At 38.9% G+C, this 21,455-nt stretch carries 13 protein-coding genes; all 13 read right to left on the reverse strand.

Going from position 1 to position 21,455, the window contains the following annotated elements; genetic code table 11:
- Positions 1 to 42 precede the first annotated feature (42 nt).
- Positions 43 to 1,362 carry an argininosuccinate lyase gene (argH, locus tag TR08_RS29995; RefSeq protein ID WP_045524662.1) on the reverse strand — a complete coding sequence of 440 codons (1,320 nt, stop codon included), beginning with the start codon at positions 1,360 to 1,362 and terminating at the stop codon, positions 43 to 45.
- 30 nt (positions 1,363 to 1,392) lie between these two features.
- On the reverse strand, positions 1,393 to 2,964 hold the full coding sequence (locus TR08_RS30000; RefSeq protein ID WP_045524664.1) for an APC family permease: 1,572 nt from the start codon (positions 2,962 to 2,964) through the stop codon (positions 1,393 to 1,395).
- Positions 2,965 to 3,133: 169 nt separating this feature from the next.
- Entirely contained in the window at positions 3,134 to 4,429 is a 1,296-nt protein-coding gene (locus tag TR08_RS30005; RefSeq protein WP_045524666.1) for a hypothetical protein, read from the reverse strand.
- Between the two features lie 372 nt (positions 4,430 to 4,801).
- Entirely contained in the window at positions 4,802 to 5,812 is a 1,011-nt protein-coding gene (lacD, locus tag TR08_RS30010) for a tagatose-bisphosphate aldolase (protein ID WP_045524668.1), read from the reverse strand.
- 14 nt (positions 5,813 to 5,826) lie between these two features.
- On the reverse strand, positions 5,827 to 6,762 hold the full coding sequence (lacC, locus tag TR08_RS30015) for a tagatose-6-phosphate kinase (protein ID WP_045524675.1): 936 nt from the start codon (positions 6,760 to 6,762) through the stop codon (positions 5,827 to 5,829).
- Positions 6,759 to 7,925: an N-acetylglucosamine-6-phosphate deacetylase gene (gene nagA / locus TR08_RS30020; RefSeq protein ID WP_045524677.1), complete on the reverse strand. Its 1,167-nt coding sequence runs from the start codon at positions 7,923 to 7,925 to the stop codon at positions 6,759 to 6,761. Before nagA ends, lacC begins: the two co-directional genes overlap by 4 nt.
- Positions 7,926 to 7,935: 10 nt before the next feature.
- Entirely contained in the window at positions 7,936 to 9,102 is a 1,167-nt protein-coding gene (locus tag TR08_RS30025) for an SIS domain-containing protein (protein ID WP_045524679.1), read from the reverse strand.
- 16 nt (positions 9,103 to 9,118) lie between these two features.
- Positions 9,119 to 9,988 (reverse strand): ROK family protein, encoded by an 870-nt coding sequence (locus TR08_RS30030; protein WP_045524681.1) that lies wholly within the window; start codon positions 9,986 to 9,988, stop codon positions 9,119 to 9,121.
- 249 nt (positions 9,989 to 10,237) lie between these two features.
- Entirely contained in the window at positions 10,238 to 10,432 is a 195-nt protein-coding gene (locus TR08_RS31680) for a UTRA domain-containing protein (RefSeq protein WP_238579285.1), read from the reverse strand.
- A gap of 240 nt (positions 10,433 to 10,672) precedes the next feature.
- Complete coding sequence (locus TR08_RS30035) at positions 10,673 to 14,170, reverse strand: endo-alpha-N-acetylgalactosaminidase family protein (RefSeq protein ID WP_045524682.1); 3,498 nt, start codon at positions 14,168 to 14,170, stop codon at positions 10,673 to 10,675.
- 259 nt (positions 14,171 to 14,429) lie between these two features.
- Positions 14,430 to 18,827, reverse strand: coding sequence for an endo-alpha-N-acetylgalactosaminidase family protein (locus TR08_RS30040; RefSeq protein WP_152597558.1), 4,398 nt, complete (start codon positions 18,825 to 18,827; stop codon positions 14,430 to 14,432).
- A 299-nt stretch (positions 18,828 to 19,126) separates the two neighbouring features.
- Positions 19,127 to 19,294 carry a DUF6903 family protein gene (locus tag TR08_RS32960; RefSeq protein ID WP_193747886.1) on the reverse strand — a complete coding sequence of 56 codons (168 nt, stop codon included), beginning with the start codon at positions 19,292 to 19,294 and terminating at the stop codon, positions 19,127 to 19,129.
- Entirely contained in the window at positions 19,284 to 21,455 is a 2,172-nt protein-coding gene (gene gnpA, locus TR08_RS30045; RefSeq protein ID WP_045524686.1) for a 1,3-beta-galactosyl-N-acetylhexosamine phosphorylase, read from the reverse strand. Before gnpA ends, TR08_RS32960 begins: the two co-directional genes overlap by 11 nt.

Below are 21,455 nucleotides of genomic sequence, written 5' to 3' on the forward strand. Positions count from 1 at the left end.
AAAGCCATCCAGAACACTGGATGGCTTTTCTAGCGGTAGCAATTATCTTAGTAAGCCCACTTTAATACCTTTATTTAAAATATTTTGATAATCAATATATTCATATATATCATCTTCAAATAATGAACTTAAGTGCTTAAATTCGTCTACAGTCAACTCTTCAATTGCTTTATGAGTATCTTCACAATAAATTACAATAGAACCAACAATGCTATGAGCATCTCTAAAAGCAACTCCTTTGCTAACTAAATAATCAGCAACCTCTGTTGCATTGAGAAAACCATCTTTCACAGCTTTTTTCATGTTTTCACTATTAACCTTCATAGTAGATATCATTTTAGACATTATTTTTAAACATGATAATACTGTATCTAGTGAATCAAAAAAAGGTTCTTTGTCTTCCTGCATATCTTTATTGTATGCCAATGGTAAGCCTTTCATCGTTGTTAATAGCGAAGTAAGTGATCCATATACTCGTCCTGTTTTTCCTCTAATAAGCTCAGCGGCATCAGGATTTTTCTTTTGAGGCATGATACTGCTGCCAGTTGAGTAAGCGTCATCGATCGTAATAAATTTAAACTCTTGACTACTCCATAATATTAATTCTTCACTTAATCTGCTTAAGTGCATCATGATAATTGAAAAGTCAGACATCAATTCTAAAAGATAGTCTCTATCACTTACTCCGTCCAGAAAATTATCTACTGGTTTAGAGAATCCCAACTTTTCTGCAGTCATTTCTCGGTTTATATTATGAGTAGTTCCAGCTAGAGCCCCACAACCAAGTGGACTTTCGTTCATAATTTCAATTGCTTTAAGAATTCTTTTTCTATCGCGATCCAACATGTTATAGTATGCCATTAAATGGTGTTGAAAAGTTATTACTTGAGCACGCTGAAGATGGGTGTAGCCTGGCATAATCACATTATTTTCTTTTGCCTTTTTTTCTAGGCTATTTTGTAGGTCCTCAATAGATTCAATAACATCTAAAGCCTTATTTCTAGCGTAAAGCCTCATATCTGTAGCCACTTGGTCATTTCTACTTCGTGCAGTGTGAAGTTTTTTTCCTGTTTCACCAATACGCTCAGTCAAATTCGCTTCAATAAAACTGTGGATATCTTCGAAATTTCCTTCGATAAGTAATGTTCCGTTTTCAATATCCTCTAAAATAGAAAGAAGTGATTTTACAATATCTTCGCCTTCTTGCTTTGTGAGTAAATCACATTGCACTAACATATTGACGTGGGCGATGCTTCCCTTAATATCTTCAGCATAAAGCCTTTTATCAACCTTAAGTGAGCTATTAAAGTCTTCCATCAATTTATTTTCTTCTTTTCTAAACCGTCCGCCCCAAAGCTTCATAACGAGTGCTCCTTTTAAATATATATACTTTTAAGAAATATTAGATACACTTTCTTGTAATTCTTCAATGTTCCCTTTTTTTCGCATATACCATACACCGTTATAAACGGCAAATTGGTAAAAAATAAATCCAATTATTGCTGCAACAACAGACATAAATGGCTCCGGAACAATACCATTACCACCAAAATTCCCTAAATAGGACATTAAAACTAGCAATAAAATATAAATTACAAGATATAAACCACCAAAGATTTCAATTGATTTATGTTTATTTATAAAATGGATGACTAAATAAGCGCAAATTCCTATAATTAACCCCGTAATGGCAAGTTGTACCCTACTCCAGTTCGTCCAATAAATTAGAAGCGTAGCAAAAACAAAGGCTGCTGGAGCAATAATATGCATGCCTGGGAGACCTTTATCTTGTGTCAAACCAACCTTCCGGAAAACCATGACAGTTACACACGCTGAAGCATACTTAAAAATACCAATTGCTCCTACAATCGCAACAATTGCAGTCCAACTTTTTAATGGGAATAAGAAGAGCATTCCGACAAAGAAATTGAGCGCAAGCGCACGAGTTGGCACACCAAATCGTTTGTTGATTGTTCCGAAGTAAGATGGGATGAACCCACTTTTCGCCATTCCAAATACATGTCTTGAAGTTCCAGCTGTATAAGCCAGCGCTGAACCTGTTGGGGAAACCATAGCATCAGCTGTAATGATCCATGATAACCAAACCATATTTGCCATAAGTGCTAGATTAGCAAATGGAGAATCAAACTGAATTCCACTCCATCCGTTAGCGAGCATATCTGGTGGAACTGCTCCAATAAAAACAATTTGAAGTAATACATATAAGATTGCTGCAGCTACCAGTGATGTGATCAAAGCTAGTGGAATATTTCGTCTAGGGTTCTTCACTTCACCACTCATCATAACCACATTACCAAATCCCGTATATGCAAAAAATATCCCACTAGTTAATATCGCGCTTAATCCCGCACCAATACCATTAGGGGCAAATCCTTGACTTGTAAAGTTCTCCGCATGAAATCCTGTCATAAAGAAAGCGATGATCGTTAGAACGGGTACTAAAAATTTAATAGCCGTAATAACTGTGTTCGTAATCGCAAATAATTTAACTCCAAAATAGTTAAAAACCACAAAGAATACCATCAAAATAGTAGAAGCAATAATGCCCGTTGTAGTAAGTTGCTCCTTTGTTACATCATACAGTCCTGGCCAAAACTGATTAGCATATTGAATAACACCAGCCGATTCCACAGGGGCAGTAGCACAGTAGCCAAGCCAGATGGAATAACTAGTCACTGTAGCAAGCATTTTTCCATTAGAATAGAGTGGATAACGACCTAAACCGCCCGTTTCAGGCTTAACTCTTCCTAATTCAGCATAAATAAGAGCGATGAGTGTAATGGCAATTGCACCAAGTACCCAAGATAAAATTGCTGCTGGACCAGCTAATTTTGCCGCTGCCCACGGTCCAAAAAGCCAACTTGATCCAATAATTCCTCCAAGAGAAAGTGCAGTAAGTGACCAAAACCCCATTCTCTTTTTCAAATATTGTTCTTGATTCATGATGTTTACCCCTATCTTCAACTGTGTTTTTATAGGTAATTACCTTTGTTAAAATTGTTTTAGGGTTAATAAAAGGTAATTGCCCTAAAACAATTTTATTTTAATCATTCAAATTTTTCAATATATTTTTTCTGAAATATTAAAAAATAACCATCCAAATGCTGGATGGTTATTTCAATCGATAGATTTTGCTAGGTCTACCACGAGAAGAATAAGACTCCTCTCCGACATACTCTGCTAAATCAACCTCACATAGACTTACTAAAATGCGCCTTGCATTACGTTCATCCCAATAAAGATGAGTTGCTAAATCTTTAATCGTAAATTCACTCCAATTCATTCTTTTGATTAGAGCGTATAATTTATTATAATTTTTCACACTAATTTTGACTTTTTTCAGTTTATCTAAAAAATCTTTATCATTTATACGGTAAGAAAAAGATAACTCATCTTCTTCACCAGCGGACTGGATAATTGTTCCGTCCTCTTGAATAATGACAATCCCATGCTCTGACTTTTCTTTTGATAGTTGAATGGCACGTTGAGCGTTTATTTCTGCTGAATGAACGGTCACTCCATACCCAATTCCTACTGTGACTGCAGTTTCAGATTCATATGAAAGCTGATAGACAGTATCTTGTAAAACTTTGATTTTCCGTTCAATCGCACCACGTGAACTAAAAATTATGTAACGGCCGTTCCCTTTTTCCAATAAAGATCCATCTAATTGTTCACAGAATCTAAGTAGAGTTTCTTTTAAACGTAATTCTAAATATTGCAAGTGATAAGAACTTTTAACCTTCTCTAATATTTTGTCAAAATGTTCAATTTCAATAATTTGAACGCCAATTTGTGTGTCCTTAAAGTAAAAAGTTCTAGTCTTTTCTGCAAGAATTCTTAACGTTTGGCGGATTTCCATGTCAGTTGTTGATATTCGGTAGGTCGGCACTCCAGCTTCTTTTAAACTTAGATATACAGCTTCAAAACATGTCAAAGCTCCACTAGTCTTTCCACTTTTCCACAAATTGACGTGGAAATCAATTATTTCTTGAGTGTTCGAGTTAACGTCAAAGGTTTTCACATAGATTTCTTTAGGAGCAAAATCTATTTGTTGTAATGCCTGTTCCAAGTGGGACGTTTTTAATTCATCAATACTTACCCTATTCAAAAACTCTGCTTGGTAATATCCCATATGCAAAAGACTTTTATAAATTCCGGATTCAGTATGTTGAATATAAACTAAATTTTCTCCTGAATTTAACGTGTTTTTCGCAATCATATATGAAATTTGGCTAGAAAAAAACCAGACATCGATATAGTGATTATATTCCAGAACAATTCTTTCAGTATCTTGGAAATCGCTATACGGATAAGCTATAAAATCCATGGTCATCTCATATTCTTTACCTAAATTAATAATTCGTTCTACAGATGAAATAGGACCGATAACCCCAACTTTATACATTCTTTCCTCCTATTTTAGAAAAACTTTATATATAACATTCTATATAGAAATATAAAGAAATTATAGTCTCAACCATAGGTTCTGGTACAAAAATTTGAAATTCCTTGAAAAGAATCTTTGACTTTCTGAACATATCACTATGTATTAACCTTTCGTTTAACAGCTCCACCTCTAAAGACAGTGATTTGGTTTTCTTCTACAGAGCCAATGCATTAAAAAAGCTTCAGGTCCATTTTAACATTGGTCCTGAAGCTTTATAACTAGGTTCGATAATTCAAAAAAGATGAACTTATACTTATTTTACCACATAGATGGCTTTTTTTATCCATATCACTACCTATTTTAAAACTGCTTGTTTACATAGCCGCTAACTTAATAAGCTACGAAGTTATTATTATTTTTAACCTTTTCAAACCAAGAGCTTGCGGACTCTTTCAAAACAACATTTAGTTCTTCAATATTCTTTTTGCCAATGAGTTGTAACCATTCACGGCCTGCCTGCTCTCCGCTTGAAGCAAATGGGGCAACGCCGTCTTTCCACGTAGCACGGCCGCATAACACGCCATTAAAGGTTGAATCCGATTGTTTGGCAAATTTCAACGTTTCCTGGAATAATGCAGCGCTTACTCCTGCACTTAAAAAAATAAACGGCAGCTCGGTGGCCTCACTTTGCTCTTTGAAATACGCAGCAGCTTCTTCCTGACTATAGACGGTTTCACCCTTTGCATACCCTTCAACAAAATTCATATCTACAGGAACTTCTACTTTCAGTACATCAACTTGATACTGCGGTTTAGAAAATTCCCTCATTGCCTCAATCACTTTATGCGGCTTCACTTTTGCGTACTCTTTACTTTTAACATCATCAATGCTGGCATCATAGGAGACGATTTCTAAGAAAAACGGAATATCCTCGGCTGCACACTCAGAACCTACCCGTTCCATATAAACATGTTTATAATCATTGATTTTCTCATCTTCATCGACATCATAATACAGTAAAAATTTAACGGCATCGGCACCGGCTTCTTTCAATCGCTTCACGGACCACTCTGGCAATAAATCTGGCAGACGTCCCACGGCTGTTGCATCGTATCCGGTCTTTTCATAGGCTACCAATAATCCTGCGTCTTTGCTGCGGACTTTAGAAGCTGGCAATCCATATTCTGGATCTAATAGAATCGCAGTTGAATAAGGAGTTAATTCTTCAGAAACCAATTCTTTAAAGCGGATAATGCCTTCATCTCCAACTGGATTTGTACTCCCAGCGGCAATCATCTTTTTCAATGAGCCGCGTTGATCAATCGCTAAAGCACCAATAACACCATTTTCATCAGACAAACGTTTTAAAGCTGCCAACTTGTTTTTTGTTAATTCTAGCATTGTAACTCCCCCTATCAATCTATTGTTTCAACCTCGACTAAATTAAAATACTCCTCGAACTTGGACATATTAATCGAACCGGTTCCGGCTTCCATCGTATTGAGCATTCCAGTGGTCATCGCTGTTTTCAGGACAGCCGTAGCGGGCTGATTCCGCTCCAGTGCCACCGCCAGCCCGGCAACGGTCGCATCTCCGGAGCCGACTGGATTCACCACGTCTATTTTGGGAATGGTAACCCGGTAATCATCCGCACCATGCCTTACAAAGGCACCTTCTCCGCCCATCGAGACGACAATCCATTCAATCCCTTTAAATAATTCATTGTCTAAAGCTTGTTGCAAACTGCAAATCCGGCCATCCACTTCCATCTCGAGCAGCTGCGACAATTCCGTAATATTCGGCTTAATCACAAATGGTTTTTCTCTATGTAACAGGGCTTTCCTTAACGGTTCACCTGACGAATCCAATATCACCGGAATTCCTTTCTTTTGACTAACCGCTAACATTTGCTGATAAAAATCCACAGGCAGTCCCTTCGGCAAACTACCTGAAATCGTCACCAATGAAACTTTAGCCAACAGGTCTTCAAATTTCTCCAAAAAATCTGTCCCTTCTTCATTCGTTAAGGTTGGCCCAGATTCTAAAATTTCCGTTTGCATCCCTTCATGAAGAATGGCAATACAATTCCTCGATTCCTTTTCGATTTTTAAAAAGTCATTGGAAATACGGCTTTTATTTAATTCCTGAACGATGTAATCGCCGATGGTACCGCCAAGCACACCGGTTGCCAGGACTTTTTCTTCCATTTGTGTAATCACCCGTGCAACATTCAAGCCTTTACCGCCAGCCGTTTTTCGAACATTTTCCACACGGTTCACAGCATCCAACTTGAATTCATGTATCGGATAGGAAATATCCACGGATGGATTCATCGTGACAGCTAAAATCATCGCACTCCCTCTTTCCGTAAATGGTAACGACAAACACCATCAAGATAAGTCGCAATTAAATCTAGATCAGGATTCAACACAATAAAGTCAGCAGCGTACCCCTCAGCAATTTTCCCGCATTCCACGTCCAGCCCAATACTTTTTGCGGGAGCGGTACTCGCCATATAGATCGCTTCCTCCGGTGTCGCAATCCCCCAATCAACGACATTTTTCACAGCATCTTTCAGCTGTAAAATACTTCCTGCTAAACTGCCGCCTTCGATGCGGGCCGCCCCTGCTTTCACCTCTACAGGGAATTCTCCCAGTTGATAATTTCCTTCTGGCATTCCTCCAGCCATCATACAATCGGTTACCATAACGGTTTGATCTCTGCCGCGTGCATTCATTAAAATGTTTGCAGCAGCAGGATGAACATGGTGTCCATCACATATGATTTCGGCAAAAACATCTTTTAAATTCATCGCTGCTCCGGCCATCCCTGGCTCGCGATGGTGCAGCGGGCTCATTCCATTGAAGGTATGAACAAAAATCGAAGCTCCTTTTTCAACTGCTTGCTTTGCTTCTTCATACGTTGCGTCACTGTGGGCTAACGCCACCGCAATCTCTTCTCCTACGGCATATTCAATAAATTCGGATGCACCTTTTCTTTCAGGCGCAATGGCAATTTTTTTAATAGAATCATTGGATAATTTCTGCCAAACTTTCAATAGATCAACCGAAGGGTCACAAAAATATTTCGTGTTTTGTGCCCCTCTATGTTTTTCGGTGAAAAACGGCCCTTCTAAAAAGATCCCTTTAATTTTGGCTCCGCGAACTTTTTTGTAATGAGTACCAATCATTTCAACAACATGATTCAACGCTTCGGTTGAGGAAGTTAAGGTTGTCGGCAAAAACGAGGTAACTCCGCAGGAAAGAAGCCCTTCAGAAATCTGATTCAATCCTTCAACATCATTGTCCATAATGTCGTGATTTCGAAATCCATGAATATGTGTGTCTACTAAACCAGGAGCAATCCAATGGCCTGCATAATTAATGATTTCTGCCGCTTCCACTGGCCTGTTTTCTGAAAAACCACCGAATATTCCATCTTTTATTTCCAAAAATCCAGGGCCTTCAACCTTTCCCTCAAGAAAAAACGTATCTGCAAAGATATACTTGGACATGTTTCTTCCCCTACTGATATTCATAGATGGTTACGCCTTTGACGACACGGTTCACCGTTCCTGTCGCTGAAGGTGTATCTGGTGTATTACCGACTTTTACTGAAGCTAGCAGTGAGACCGTTTGCCCAATCATGACAAAAGGTAATGCCAAGTATGCATCCGGTACGGATTGCGCCTCGCTTCCGAATCCAAACGTGTTCCCATTATAATTTGTTTCTCCATCAACCTCGATCGCACAAATATAGCTGGCAATGTTATCCTGCTGCATTTCTTTTAACATATCTAAATCGTACTGTCGTGTATAAGGCTGGTTGGAAACAAACACAAAAACCAATGATTTTTCGTTCACAAATGATTTAGGACCATGACGGAATCCTAATGGTGAATCAAAGGCGGTGACAATTTTTCCAGCTGTCAGCTCTAATATTTTTAACTGTACTTCTCTCGCTAAACCTTCTAAACTACCAGATCCTAGGTAAATGATGCGGTCAAAATCGATATCGATGATTTCTTGGATTGCGTCTTCCCTTTGAATCACACTTTCACCCATTTGCTGAATCGTTTTCACAATCGCCGATTTTTCTTCCAACGGCAAAGAATCAAATACGAGTAAAGCCGTTAGCGCCATGCAGGTATAACTTCCCGTCATCGCAAATCCTTGATCATTCGATTTTTCAGGCATCAAAAGCAATAAATTTTTTTCATCCCCTGCTGCCCGCTTGGCTAATTGACCCTCTTTAGCACAAGTAATCGTTACCTGATACAAATCGGTTACGATTTGTTCTGCTAATTGTACGGCAGCCACACTTTCCGGGCTGTTGCCGCTTCGAGCAAACGAAACGAGCAAGGTAGGAAAATCCGCTTTAAGGAATTGATAAGGATTAGATACCAAAGTAGTTGTCGGAATACTGTGCAATTCCCACTGTTTTTCATCGACTTTTTCTTTTAAGTATGGTGTGACGGTATCGCCAACATAGGCAGACGTTCCAGCCCCTGTAAAAATGACTCGAACCCGTCCATGCTTGGTTGATAATTTTAATAAAAACTCTTCAATCTCCCTGCTTTTCTCTGCATATAAAGCAAAGGCTTCGGCCCATAAATCAGGCTGCTGTTTGATTTCTGCCGTTGTGATCGATGCACCTAATGGCACTAATTTTTCTTGACTTAATGTAAACATAACCAACCACTCCTCTTTAGAATTTTTCGAATACTCGTAATCCCGCACCAACAACCCCATTATTCTGCGCCAATGTACTAATGCTCATATGCTCTAAAAGATGCTGCTGTTCAGGAATTTGATAGATTTTTAGTTTTTCTTTGATTAACTCAAGCAAGAAAGGGTTATTCACAATGACACTGCCGCCGAAAACGATTCTATGCGGGTCTAATAAACAGGAAATGGAATAGAGTCCTTGGGCCAAATGGTCGGTCACCTCATCTATGGCTGACTGAAATTCCTGTGACCCGTTTAAATATCCAGTAAAGACATCCTTGGTTGGAACCCCGGCTATTTTCTGGATCCCTGGGCCGGCAGCGATTTTTTCCAACCGTTCATTGCCTTCCTTCGAAAGAACAGGAATCAGCCCCAATTCCCCGGCGAAACCGGCTCCTCTAAAAAAGGAACCATGATGGATGATCGAACAGGAGATTCCTGTACTAATCGTCACGTAGACAAAGGTCTCGCTGGTTTTTGCATGCGCCGCTTTCCACTCAGCAAAAGCCGCCATATAAACATCATTGTCAATAGTGATTGTCTTGGCGCCAAATTGCTCCTGTAACCGGTCGGCAATCGGAAACTGCGGCCAAGGCAAATTGTTTTGAAAAATAGCGATGCCGTTCTCTCGATCGACTTTACCAGGTACCCCGACGCCGATACCTTCAATCTCAGAAAACTGTGTTCCTTCAAGAACTTGTTCCACCGCTGTTACTACTTGTGTAAACATGTTTTCGCGGTCGGAAGGATCACTTTTCACTTCCGTACGATGAAGCAATTCTCCCGATTCCGAAATGATTCCCGCTGCAATCTTTGTACCGCCGATATCAATACCGATGGACTTTTTCATCTCTTTAGCACCTCAATTTAAATAATATCCAAAATAATCAGGAGATTCCCAACGCATTGGTGGGTTGTTGGTATAAGTTTTATTTTAGAGAAACTCATAGACACTATAACTATGAGTTTTTTAAAGTTCGTTCAGTATCGAAATTGGAGCTCATCTAATCTTACAAAACGAAACTTTCAATCCTATTAATATAATATTATATCACTCAACTTGTTGGGTCAACCCAATATTTAAAACAAGTTTCTCCAATTATGTTAGTTCAGTGTAAAAGCGGCAGCGATCGCCTCGAACAATGGATATACAAAATTCAACAGGCAAACCGTTCGCATCAAAGGCAGTTCGTTCCAGCAGCAGTGCAGGACGTCCTTCTTCCGTTTGAAGATATTCACTTTCGTCAGCACGGATGAGGACGGGTTCAAATGCCTCTTTTGCTCTGGTTACCACGATGTTGAATTGTTGCGAAAATAAATCATATAAGGATATATCGCCTCCTCCTTTTTAGGCATCAGATACAAATATAAATAGTCCTTTTTAAAAAAGACAGAGGGAAGTGTTAGAAACACTTCCCTCTTCGACGCTATTTTTCACATTCCAATAAAATACTTATCAATCTTCGACAAAACTCAGGGAGCGACAGGCACTTGTTCATTACAGTCAATTTCCCCCATTTCAAAACAACTGATTCTAGTTGTTTGATACCGTTTCAATTACTAGATTATCAAGCATAATATCTTTATAGCCATTAAAGTTTGCTTGTGCACCTGTCACGCCTTGAGTATCTGCAGCTTTGTTAGTAGAATAAATACCAAACCAGCTTTGACCTGATTCATCCCCTTTTAAAGTAAAGGAATATGTTCCAGCTTTTGCATCCTTATCGCTATTTGCTGTTGATTTTAATTCATCCTTAGTTAATACTCCTTTTTCTTCAAATGGAGCATTACCTGTTACTACTGCGTAAGTTCCATTACTACCTATTTCATAATCAAAAGTGATTTTATACGTTACACCTGGTTTGAATTTGAAGTTTTGAGGTATTGTTTGGTATACAAGTTTGTTACGTTGTGTTAAACCATTAGTTTTAATTGACCATTTACCAGCAATAACATCATTTACTAGTTTTTGGTTCCAACCTCTTTGAGTATATGGTGCATTTAATTCAGCAAGGTGAGTTCTATTATCTTCTACACCTTCAATATTACCAATAACAAACGGATAGATACCTTGTGCAACATTTTCAAAGTCTTGTATGAATTGATTACTGCTTACTTGGTTATTAGCGTTATTTTCTACGATACGAATATCATCAAAGTAACTTGCACCATTCCCAGCATCTCTAGATAAATCAATGGTTACATCAGATGCATCTTGACCCGTTTCAAAGAATACATACATATTTTGGAAATAGCTTGTTCCATCTACTGTTGAAGCCATTTGACCATCTTCTTTTGCTTTCTCGGAGCCTAGAGTATTGTGTGCATAAGCTCTAACATAGTTTTTAGCGATAGATTTACCAGTACTATTTGTATACTTTTTGCCGTTAGAAGTAATTGTTATACTTGCTTGTTCTTCACTTCTGTTGTCAATACCAACATAAGCAGCATACTTAGTATTTGGTTTTAATCCCGTTACTTTTTGAGTAACATTTACTTTCTCTTTATTGTTAGAGATTGTTAACATGTTATTATTACCTTCACTCTTCGTAATCTTAACCGCTTCTGAATCTCCTGTAACTATCCAATCTTTTAAGGAATTGCTGTTAAAGCCAGTATCTACAAGATGCATTCCTTCGCTCCAATTAACATCTTTGTTAGATTCCGCTCTTTTATGAATTACATATGCAGTAGATTTTTTTGCATTTAATGTGATCTGACCATTTTTAATCGTAACGTCTTCCACATTTTCTTTACCTAATTCTGTTAACTCATAAACTTTAACTGTTCCTTTCCAGCCAGTTGGAACAGTCCAAGTAGTTTCTCCACCATTTGTATTCCAGTGGTATAATTTTTCCTTCGCTGTTGGCAATTTTTTACCATTTTGATCCCAAGACCATGGAATTAAATACTTTTCATCACCAGGTTTACCTTCAAATATTTTATTTCCATTAAATGTCATAGTTCTTGTACGGTAACCATCTTTATCATTTGCAAAATCATTAGACTTTCTTTCAATTACAAGTGTATTTTTACCAGAGTCATCTTTTAATAATGCCTTCATGCCTGGTACCCAGTTGTAAGTTTTATTATTATCTGTCATTTCAACTGCATTTCCATCTTCCCACTGTGTTACTTTATAATGTTGGATGAATTTTGTTGGAACGTTCACTGCAAACAAGTTATCCATATAGGCTTTGTAGTCACTTCTACCTTGCCATCCTTCGAAGTCTTTCATGCTGTAGCCAAATAATAATGGAGCATCCGCGTCGCCACCATACTTGGGATAGTTACCAATCCATGCATCTTTTTGATCGTTTTTAATGAAACGAGTGATGGTACTATTGATACCTTTTAGAGTAAAACCACCATAAGTTAAATCGGCTGCCCAGTGTTGGAATGTAGAATCATACTCGTTTGCATATCCCCACTCACTACCTAAGCGCCAACCTAAACTGTTAATTTCTTTACTTAACTGACGGCTTGGCCATGTACTATTATCACCTGACTGTCCATTACCCCAAACGTCTACATAAATAAAATCTAAATCATTCTTTTTGCCTCCAAGAACGTCATACAAATCTTTGAATCGTTGTGCTCTACCATTTCTTAAATCATAATCAGCATCAATGTTTATACCTTGATCAATCCAGTTCCAACCATACTTATAAGTTCCATCTGGATTTTTTAATAAACGATCTTCTTGGAAATATTTTGACTCTGGATAAGTTTCACTTGCATTCACATGAATCCCAAAAGTTGCCCCATATTCTTTACCCTTCTCTAGCAATGTTTTCATATCCTTTGCGCCACCGATACGAGTTCCAACATCTGCATAATTTAAATGACCAGAATCATGCCCTTCACTACCATAACCTTTCAAAAGAATAGATTGCCCTAGTCCATCGGTACCTAAAGAAAACTTCTTAACTCCATCTAAAGTCATTAAGAAAGGATTTTGGGCTTGACCGCCAAAGTTCATGCTAATGCGGTAACCAACTAAGTCTGGAACCTTTTCTGACCCTAGAGGTTCGTTCATAATATTTCTATAATCAATAGCTCCGTCTTGCCAGTTTATTTTTTTATCACCATTAGCATCACCAGTAATAACAACCTTCGCAGTTGGCAATTCATCTACCTTGTTTACTGTTCCATCTTCTAACTCCAAAGTGCCATCTTCCTTACGATGCTCTTCTGATTTTTGATACGTCCAGAATGTACTACTTAAACCAATTGTTTTTTGCCCTGCACTATTAGTCGTAGCCGTAGCTGTAATTCTTTGTGCATCAGTTTTTGCAGCATAAGAATTTGGATCTAATTTTTTTGCTAAACTATTCTCCGTATTAGACCATATACCTGCACTTAATTCATCATTAGAAAGAAAAGCATACATATATCCTTTTTGCTCTTCATCTTGCGTATTCAAATTATTATCAACCTTTACCTGTCTGTCACCATTGATGTGTGTATTTGTAGACATCTGTACTCCATCTAGTACAGCATCTTTTTGACTACTATTTACTGAAATTAAATTGTGATTTGGAATTTCAATTGTTTTTACGATTTTGTTGTCCACAATTTTTGTAATATTGAATTCTAAAATATTTCCTTTAACAACCATTTCTGCAGTAATTACTGCATTGATATTGTTACTATCGTCTATTAAAGTCATCTTGTACTCAATTTTATCAGATGAAACTATTGCTTTTACTTTTGGTTTTACTGCTACGTCATTAATAAGGATTGTATCTAATGCCTCAGTCTGTCCGTAAAAAGTCTTCCCTGCTCCATTTCCAGATTTTAAATTGTACTGAATTACTCTTGGAAAATTCACATCGACAAGAACGTCCATTTGATCAGAAGAAATAACCGTTTGTGAACCTTGTGGAATAATTTGACTTCCTTCTTGTTTAATTGCCGTATTTCCCTCAGCTAGTACCAGGGAACTATTCGCATACCATGTAGAGCCTACCATACAACCAGCTAAAAGTACTGCAATCGTTTTCTTAAACTTATTTCTTGAATTTTTCATATATACCCTCCTTTGAATATACGATTTTAATAGAGGACGATGCCCTAATATCAAATACCACCTCTACCTGTAATCTAGCTTACTTTTATTAAAACGCTTTCACAATAAAGATATTGTCCAATTTTTTAGAAATATTGTTTTTTTAGTGATTTCCAGATTGAAATCATATACAAAAAGACATGGGGAATAAAAGGGTATAATATCCCTTCTATTTACCTCCATGCCTAATCGTATTAGTAGCATGTGATGCAATATTGTTCTACTTAGTACCTGTGGTGACAGGCACCTGTTCAATCCGAAGGTTATCTAAAATAAACGTTCCTGCCCCAGTATCTCCATTCAAACTTGTTCCATCACTGAAAATTCCAATATACGTTTGTCCATTCTTGGAACCAGTGACAGTAAATTCAGCCGTTTTAGTATCGGTAGATGCCGATAGTGTATTATTCATGCTCAGTCCCTTGGCAGCCGAAATATCTCGAACATCAATTTCTTGATCCCCTGAGATAAAGCGATAGGCATTGGCCGTAGTTTGATAGTCAAAGGATACTTTATAGGTAACTCCCGGTTCAAAGTGGAAGTGCTGCGGAATGGTGCGATACACTAATCCTTTGTTACCAGTATTAACTTTAACGGACCAATTTCCGCCTAAGACATCATCCACTAATTTTTTGCCTGCCCATCCTTTTTGTGTATACGGTGCATGTAATTCTGACAAATGAATTCTATTGTCTTCTACACCTTCCGTATTCCCGATAACAAATGGGTAAATTCCTTGCACGACCGATTCAAAATCTTGTTTGAATACACTGGATGATCCTTCATTATTCAAGGATTTTTGAACGACCCGAATATCATCAAATTTGGTAGTTCCTTCTCCGGCCTCACGGCTGAGAATGATTTCAGCCTTTTTAGATGTAGCCGTAAAGCTTACTTGCATTCGTTGCATTTTGCTATTGTATCCATCATTTGAAGCATGCGAGTCTGCTTTTACAAAGTTCTTTTGCAGGCTCCTTAGTGTGTAATTACTTACATCTTTTACCCCGCCAGTTACTGTGATTTCGGCTTTTACATCACTATTGTTTTCTACGTATACCTCTGCCACATAATCCTTGCCAGGCACAAGGTCAGTAATGGAGCGGGAAACGGTTGTATTTTCCGCTGGACTTTCCATATTCAGATAATAGTCGCCGCTGCTTACATTACGTGCTGTTCCAGTTTGATTCGTTCTGATGACACTTACAACATCTTTATCTCCTGCCACTTTTGTCACTTCATCTTTGACGGTTCCCGAATTGAATCCCGTGTCATAGACATGAGCTTCGGCGCTCCAATTTTCGACCTGTAAGCCCTTTTCCTTTTTGTCCGGAATAACAACATATGGCGTTGCTGCCTCAGCTGTCAAGGTTACCTGATTATTGATCACTTCGACTTTCTGCACATCTTTCCGGCCTTGATCGGTCAATTTGTACACATAAACCTTTTTAGATGGACCAACAAATCCATCTGGCAATGTCCAAGTTGTAGTACCACCTTCCAAATTCCAATGATACAATTTTTCAGCAGCAGGTGTAGGATTGTTAAAATCTTGTTCCACCCAAGGAAGTAAATAGGCATGTTCATCAAGGACAACATTCCCATTAAGTGTAATGATACGCTCTCTGGAATTGTCTTTTCTTGTTACAACCACATCGTCCCCATTACTTGGGTCCGCCAATTTAATTTCCTTTTCCAAGTTTGTTTTGTTTTTGTCACCTTCAACATCTGTCCAATTGGTGACATAATACTTTTGTAAAAATTTTGTTGGCAGATTGGTATCGAATGTCATCCGGATAAACTGGTCAAAGTTCTTATCCGATTGCCACCCCTCGAAACCGGCTAATTCAAATCCGCCAAGCAATGGATGATCAGCCGTTCCGCCTGCTTCCGGCCAATTCAATACCCAAGAGTCTTTTTGATGATTACTAATAAACCGGAGTACTTCTGAGTTGATTCCCTTGCTGGCAGGTCCGCCATAATTCTTATCTGTAGCCCAGTGCTGCCAGGTAGAATAATTAGCTACTGATGTACCAAATTCGGTTGTGACTCTCCATCCGCGGTCATGAAATTGCTCGGAGATTCGATCCGATTCCCATTGATCTTGATACCACACGTCTAAGTAAACAAAGTCAAGCCCAGGTGCAGCTGCTTTTAATTCGTCTAGTCTTTTTGCACGCGTTCCTGAGTACAAATCTTTTAATTTATTGATTGTATACGATTGGTCTAACCAGCCCCAGCCTCTTGAATTCGGCCCGTCAATAAAGTCTTCGTTAAAAGCTTTGGCTTCAGGGTAGGTTTCTTGGGCATTAATATGGACTCCGAATTCGGTATTGTATTGATGGCCTTCACGGATAAGTGTTTGCAGATCTGCAGCGCCGCCAATTCGTTCACCGACATTGCCATAATCCGGGTGCGCACTGTCATGACCTTCATTTCCATATCCTTTTAACAGGACAGACTGCCCCAATCCATCTGTAGCGAGAGCCACCTTTTTAACATTATCCAATGTTTTTAAGAATGGCTGCTGTGCTTGGGAGCCGAAATTCATGGCAATCCGGGTGCCGACAAGATTGTTTACATTATTCGCCCCCGGGATATTCTGCATGATTTCACGGTAGGCAATGGCTCCGTCCTGCCAGTCAATTTCCTTATCCTCGTTCAGATCTTCTGCAATTGCAATTTTTATAGTTGGTTTATCAGCTTGTGGATTGGGCATAAATGCTCGTTGATAATAAAGCAAGCTAGAACCAATTCCTAGGCCTTTCGTGCCATCTTCACTCTGATAACGATTCGCTACTAAATTTCGGTAACCATTGACTTCTGAACTAGACCATACACCAGCACTCAATTGGTCCGTTGAAAGGAAACCAGTATAGTAGCTTCCTGAAGTTCCGATGTTTCCTAAGGATGCATCGACAGTGACATCGACATCCCCTGGTTTGGTCACATCACTGCTAAGATTCGTTAATTTGGCTTTCGCATTAGTTTGAGTGGAATTGACGGAGATTAGGTTCAGATCCGCAAATTCAACCGTTTCTATTTTGGCGCTTTTGGCATTCTTGATTTCATCAAAAGTATAAATCACTTTATTTTTTTGGACTTTTAAAGAGACCTTAAATACCGCGTCAAGATTTTCATACTCATCGACAACCTTTAAGGTATATAATGCTTCACTTTTATTTTTCTTTTCAAAACTTACTTCAGGATAATAAAGAACACCGTTCACTTTTAAACCGTAAACAGGAGTTTTTTGTCCATCCATTACCTTGTCTGCAACCCGGTATTCGATGACACGCGGGAAAACTTGGTCAATCACGACATCCATATAGTCTGAGGTTAGGTTATCCTCAACTGGCGGTGTATTTGGTGCTTTAGGAGGAACATTTTCTTTGATTTTGATGTTTGAAATCGTAATGTCTGCAGCACCCCGGCTTTTTTCAAATCCAAGTAATCCTGCTTGATCGACACCGCCTGATAATGTCCACGAATTCACCTTTTTATCGTTGATATAAAGGGTTGCGACATCATCCATGAATTTCAAGCGCATATGGTAGGTTTTATTAGCTTCTAGTGCCACGTCAGATGTCATTGATGTCCACGTATTAGCGGGGCCAAAAATCTCGCCAAAATATTGATTATTCTGATCTCCCGTTCCCACATACGTATAGGCGGATGGATTTTGCACACGATAAATGAGGCCAAATCGGTTCATCGTACCAGTTCCTGGTGTAATATCCGCTTCAAAAACACCATTCTTAATTGGTTTCATTTGATTGTAGACAATTCGATTCTTTTGAGTAGAGGTGACCTTGAAGGTAGCTGAACCATCTTCATTATAGGAAACCTTTCCGTCGCCTGAAATTATTTTTAAATCTCCTTCTTCCAGTTGGCTATCGGTAATATCGACAAGTTCTCCATCACCTGGCACTGTACCTCCATCACCTGGATCTGTGCCTCCATCTCCAAGAGCATCCCCCAGTTCAATGAGGACATGGCTGTTTTTACCTCCAAATGCACCCAGTTTAACGGCTTCCTTACCTGTAATTAGGTTATTTACATCATTGGATAAAGTAACCGGTCCAAATAAATCTTGGCCATCTAAAGTAACATTTAAAGTGGTTCCGCTATAATTAATTTTTATATTATGTTTAGTTCCTGCCTCTGGAAGTGGCAAGTTTGGTCTAGTTTGCAGCCAGGTTCCACTGCCTTGATATTTGTATTCATAGAACCATCCTATAGAGTCATAGCCTACAAAAACAAAATTATTATGATCAATATAATGAGGATAGAAACCAAATCTGGTATCTGCCCCATTCAATTCAGGAATAAAGGTATATTCCATCGTTCCTGCTTCTTTTGCTGCTGCCTTTTCTTCTTGAAAAATAGCTGCTTTGGCTCCATTGTCATTTCCAGCGCCTGCTCCAAGCCTTGCATAGGCCTTCCCATTCTTGTTGACCATTTCATTTACTTCATTTCCTCCATTTGAAATGGTAACCCATGGATTCGTCACTTCTGCTACCACACGTAACGGCGGAATAAACCCCGTCAAGAACGTTGGCAAAAACAACACAAGTGCAAGCAGTGTATGGCTAAATCTCTTGTAATTTCTCCTGCTCAATTCCTCTCCTCCTTTGAATTTCCTATTTAAATAGAAGATGATTCCTAACATCAAGTACCACCCTCTACTTGTAATCTAGCTTACTTTGATTAAAACGCTTACACAATAAAGATATTGTCCAAATTTTTAGAAATATTGTTTTTTTAGTAATTTCCAGATTAATAGTAATACTGCAAAGGACACTAGTAGGTTTAACACTCTATAACCTGAAAGGGCCGGGAACATATCCAGTCCCCAGCACATTGCCCTTTTCATTTCTCCGCACCACTACATTTGTATTTGAACTGATGGGTAGTTTTTTACACATATTTTCGATTGTAATCATATAGCAGTCCTAAGAGACCTGCTAATCCAAGCAACATCATGCCCAGCTCGAGTTTACCAACTGTCTTTTGTCCGTTGATAATCAATGCCAAACAAATGATAAACACAACCATTTTAAGTATGATTAATACCTTAGCCTTCATTGGAAAAATCCTCCCATCGGATCTCACTAGGCTCCAACGTAACCACTTTACTGTTGCCATCTCCGTCAAAGACAACAGTCGTTTGCTCCTTCATCGAATTGTTGACAATTGCCATTTTTCGAATGGATGGGTAGACATGGACTTCACAATAAATGTTACTTGCATGCCATTTGTGGAATTCTTCTTCTTTATGGGCAGCATAGTATAATGCGCGCATCAACAACCTCGTGTTTTCTTCATTATACGGAAGCCCCGCGATATAGACGGCTCTGCCTTTTCCAAAGGAATGGCTGGATAGGTGAACTTCTCCATCTGAATACTCAATAATTTCCGTCTCCTCTGACAATGCAAAAATATTTTTCATACCTTCACCAAAATTGAATTGGGTACTGTCAGCAGAAATAAAATGCTCTTCGACAGGAGTGACAAAATATTTGTCGGTTGATAAACTGAATCCTAGTTCTTTGTCAATACCTAAGGCAGTCGCCAATTGGAAATAATGTCCTTCATGCTGATAGGCTGTCGGCTCACCAATTCCTATGAAGCCGCCGCCGTTATGAATCCAGGCTCTGATGGTGGTGACTAACTTTTCATTCGTCCAATATTCCCCTCCTGAAAAAGCTGTTCCAGCGTCACCAGCATTAATGATGACATCAACATCCACGGGCACACCATCATTGATAACGTCGTCAAAGCTAATGAAGGTAACTTCCACGGCAGCCCCGCTCAACGATTCCAAAACACCTAAATAAGAATAAATTTGTTTATACCATAATGCATGGGCAACCATATGTGTCTGCCAAGTTCGAAGCCCGCCCCAAGAATTCAAAATCGCTACTTTAAGGCCGCTGTAAGGTGTAACGCCCTTGATTATGTCATAAATTTCGCGGAATTCCTCAGTCACCTTTTCAATATAAGCAACAAAATCAGGGAATTGATAAGCAAGGCTCAAATAGCCGCCATAGCCAATCCGATCAACAGGATTCCTTAGTAATGCTCTTCGGGCCGTAACCCAATTTTCATTGGCCTCGATCACCGGGTTGTTCCCTTCATAAAACGTGTCCGGGAAGAAATAAGGTAAGAATCGCCCTTCTGTATAACGTACATGTGGGATATCGGCAATCATTCGTAATGTAGCACCTCCGCCAACACTTCCAACCACGGCATCCAAGCCGATGCTTTCGAAGTATTTTCCATACGGTTCCGTACCAATCCAGTTATCACCAAGGAACATCATCGCTTCTTTGCCACTTTCATGAACGATGTCGACGAGTTCTTTGGCTTCCTTAGCAACAAACTGTTGAACAAAATCGATGTAGTCCAAATAGGCTTGCGTCGGAATTCTGAAAGCTGTATTGTAATAGCCTTGATCAACAATGTCTTCTGGTCTTAAGCGGTAGCCTTTTTCTTGTTCAAAAGCATCTAGGGCAGCCACCGAAACACTGGCCCCATAACCAAACCAATCTACAAATTTTTCTTTGCCCAGATTATTAAACACCAGTGTAAAATGATAGAAAAATGTTGTGAATCTAACCACATCGGTATCCGGATTTTCTGTCAGCCATTGTTTTAAATAGGTTTTCATATATTCATTGGAGTATGGCTGCCTAACATCAAAAGGAATGTCATGCGGCTTATCGCCCCAATTGTTGGTAATATGATTGTACATATGGGTTGGATCCCAAATCGCATAAACTAAGAATGACACGGTGTATTCATGCCAAGGAATTGCCTTGGTAATCAAGACACGATTGTCCTTTTCACTTACATCCCAATCATTCGTGTCGAGCACTTCTCCAGTTGTCCGGTCGATGACTTCCCAGTATTTCTTAGGATCATGGTGATAATCCGGCTGTAATTGTTCTTCAAAATAGCCGTTCATAAAGTTAATTTCCAGGGTTTCTGTATGTGCAGTATTGAACAAACTCATCAAATAGAGTTGCTGGCATTCTTCCATATGGTTCTTTGCAAACTCGTTTTGGCCCCTCGCAACAAAATAAGTCGTATAAATTTTTGCATCCAATTGTTTAATATCATCATCCAATTTCGTTCCATCGCTATCTCGAATCGCATCCGCGCCCCATCGTTCCATCAATTCTTTTGTTTCCTTAAGAAAACTTTCTTCACTTGGCAAAGTAACGCGGCCTATTTTCTTTTTCAT

It is taken from the genome of Neobacillus niacini, assembly GCF_000759675.1.
Classification (GTDB): domain Bacteria; phylum Bacillota; class Bacilli; order Bacillales; family Cytobacillaceae; genus Neobacillus; species Neobacillus niacini_A.

Coding starts and splice junctions, on each gene's coding strand:
- TR08_RS30000 (WP_045524664.1), bottom strand. CDS start 2,964: ATGAATCAAGAACAATATTTGAAAAAGAGAATGGGGTTTTGGTCACTT.
- lacD (WP_045524668.1), bottom strand. CDS start 5,812: ATGCTAGAATTAACAAAAAACAAGTTGGCAGCTTTAAAACGTTTGTCT.
- argH (WP_045524662.1), bottom strand. CDS start 1,362: ATGAAGCTTTGGGGCGGACGGTTTAGAAAAGAAGAAAATAAATTGATG.
- TR08_RS30030 (WP_045524681.1), bottom strand. CDS start 9,988: ATGAAAAAGTCCATCGGTATTGATATCGGCGGTACAAAGATTGCAGCG.
- TR08_RS30035 (WP_045524682.1), bottom strand. CDS start 14,170: ATGAAAAATTCAAGAAATAAGTTTAAGAAAACGATTGCAGTACTTTTA.
- lacC (WP_045524675.1), bottom strand. CDS start 6,762: ATGATTTTAGCTGTCACGATGAATCCATCCGTGGATATTTCCTATCCG.
- TR08_RS32960 (WP_193747886.1), bottom strand. CDS start 19,294: ATGAAGGCTAAGGTATTAATCATACTTAAAATGGTTGTGTTTATCATT.
- nagA (WP_045524677.1), bottom strand. CDS start 7,925: ATGTCCAAGTATATCTTTGCAGATACGTTTTTTCTTGAGGGAAAGGTT.
- gnpA (WP_045524686.1), bottom strand. CDS start 21,455: ATGAAAAAGAAAATAGGCCGCGTTACTTTGCCAAGTGAAGAAAGTTTT.
- TR08_RS30025 (WP_045524679.1), bottom strand. CDS start 9,102: ATGTTTACATTAAGTCAAGAAAAATTAGTGCCATTAGGTGCATCGATC.
- TR08_RS30005 (WP_045524666.1), bottom strand. CDS start 4,429: ATGTATAAAGTTGGGGTTATCGGTCCTATTTCATCTGTAGAACGAATT.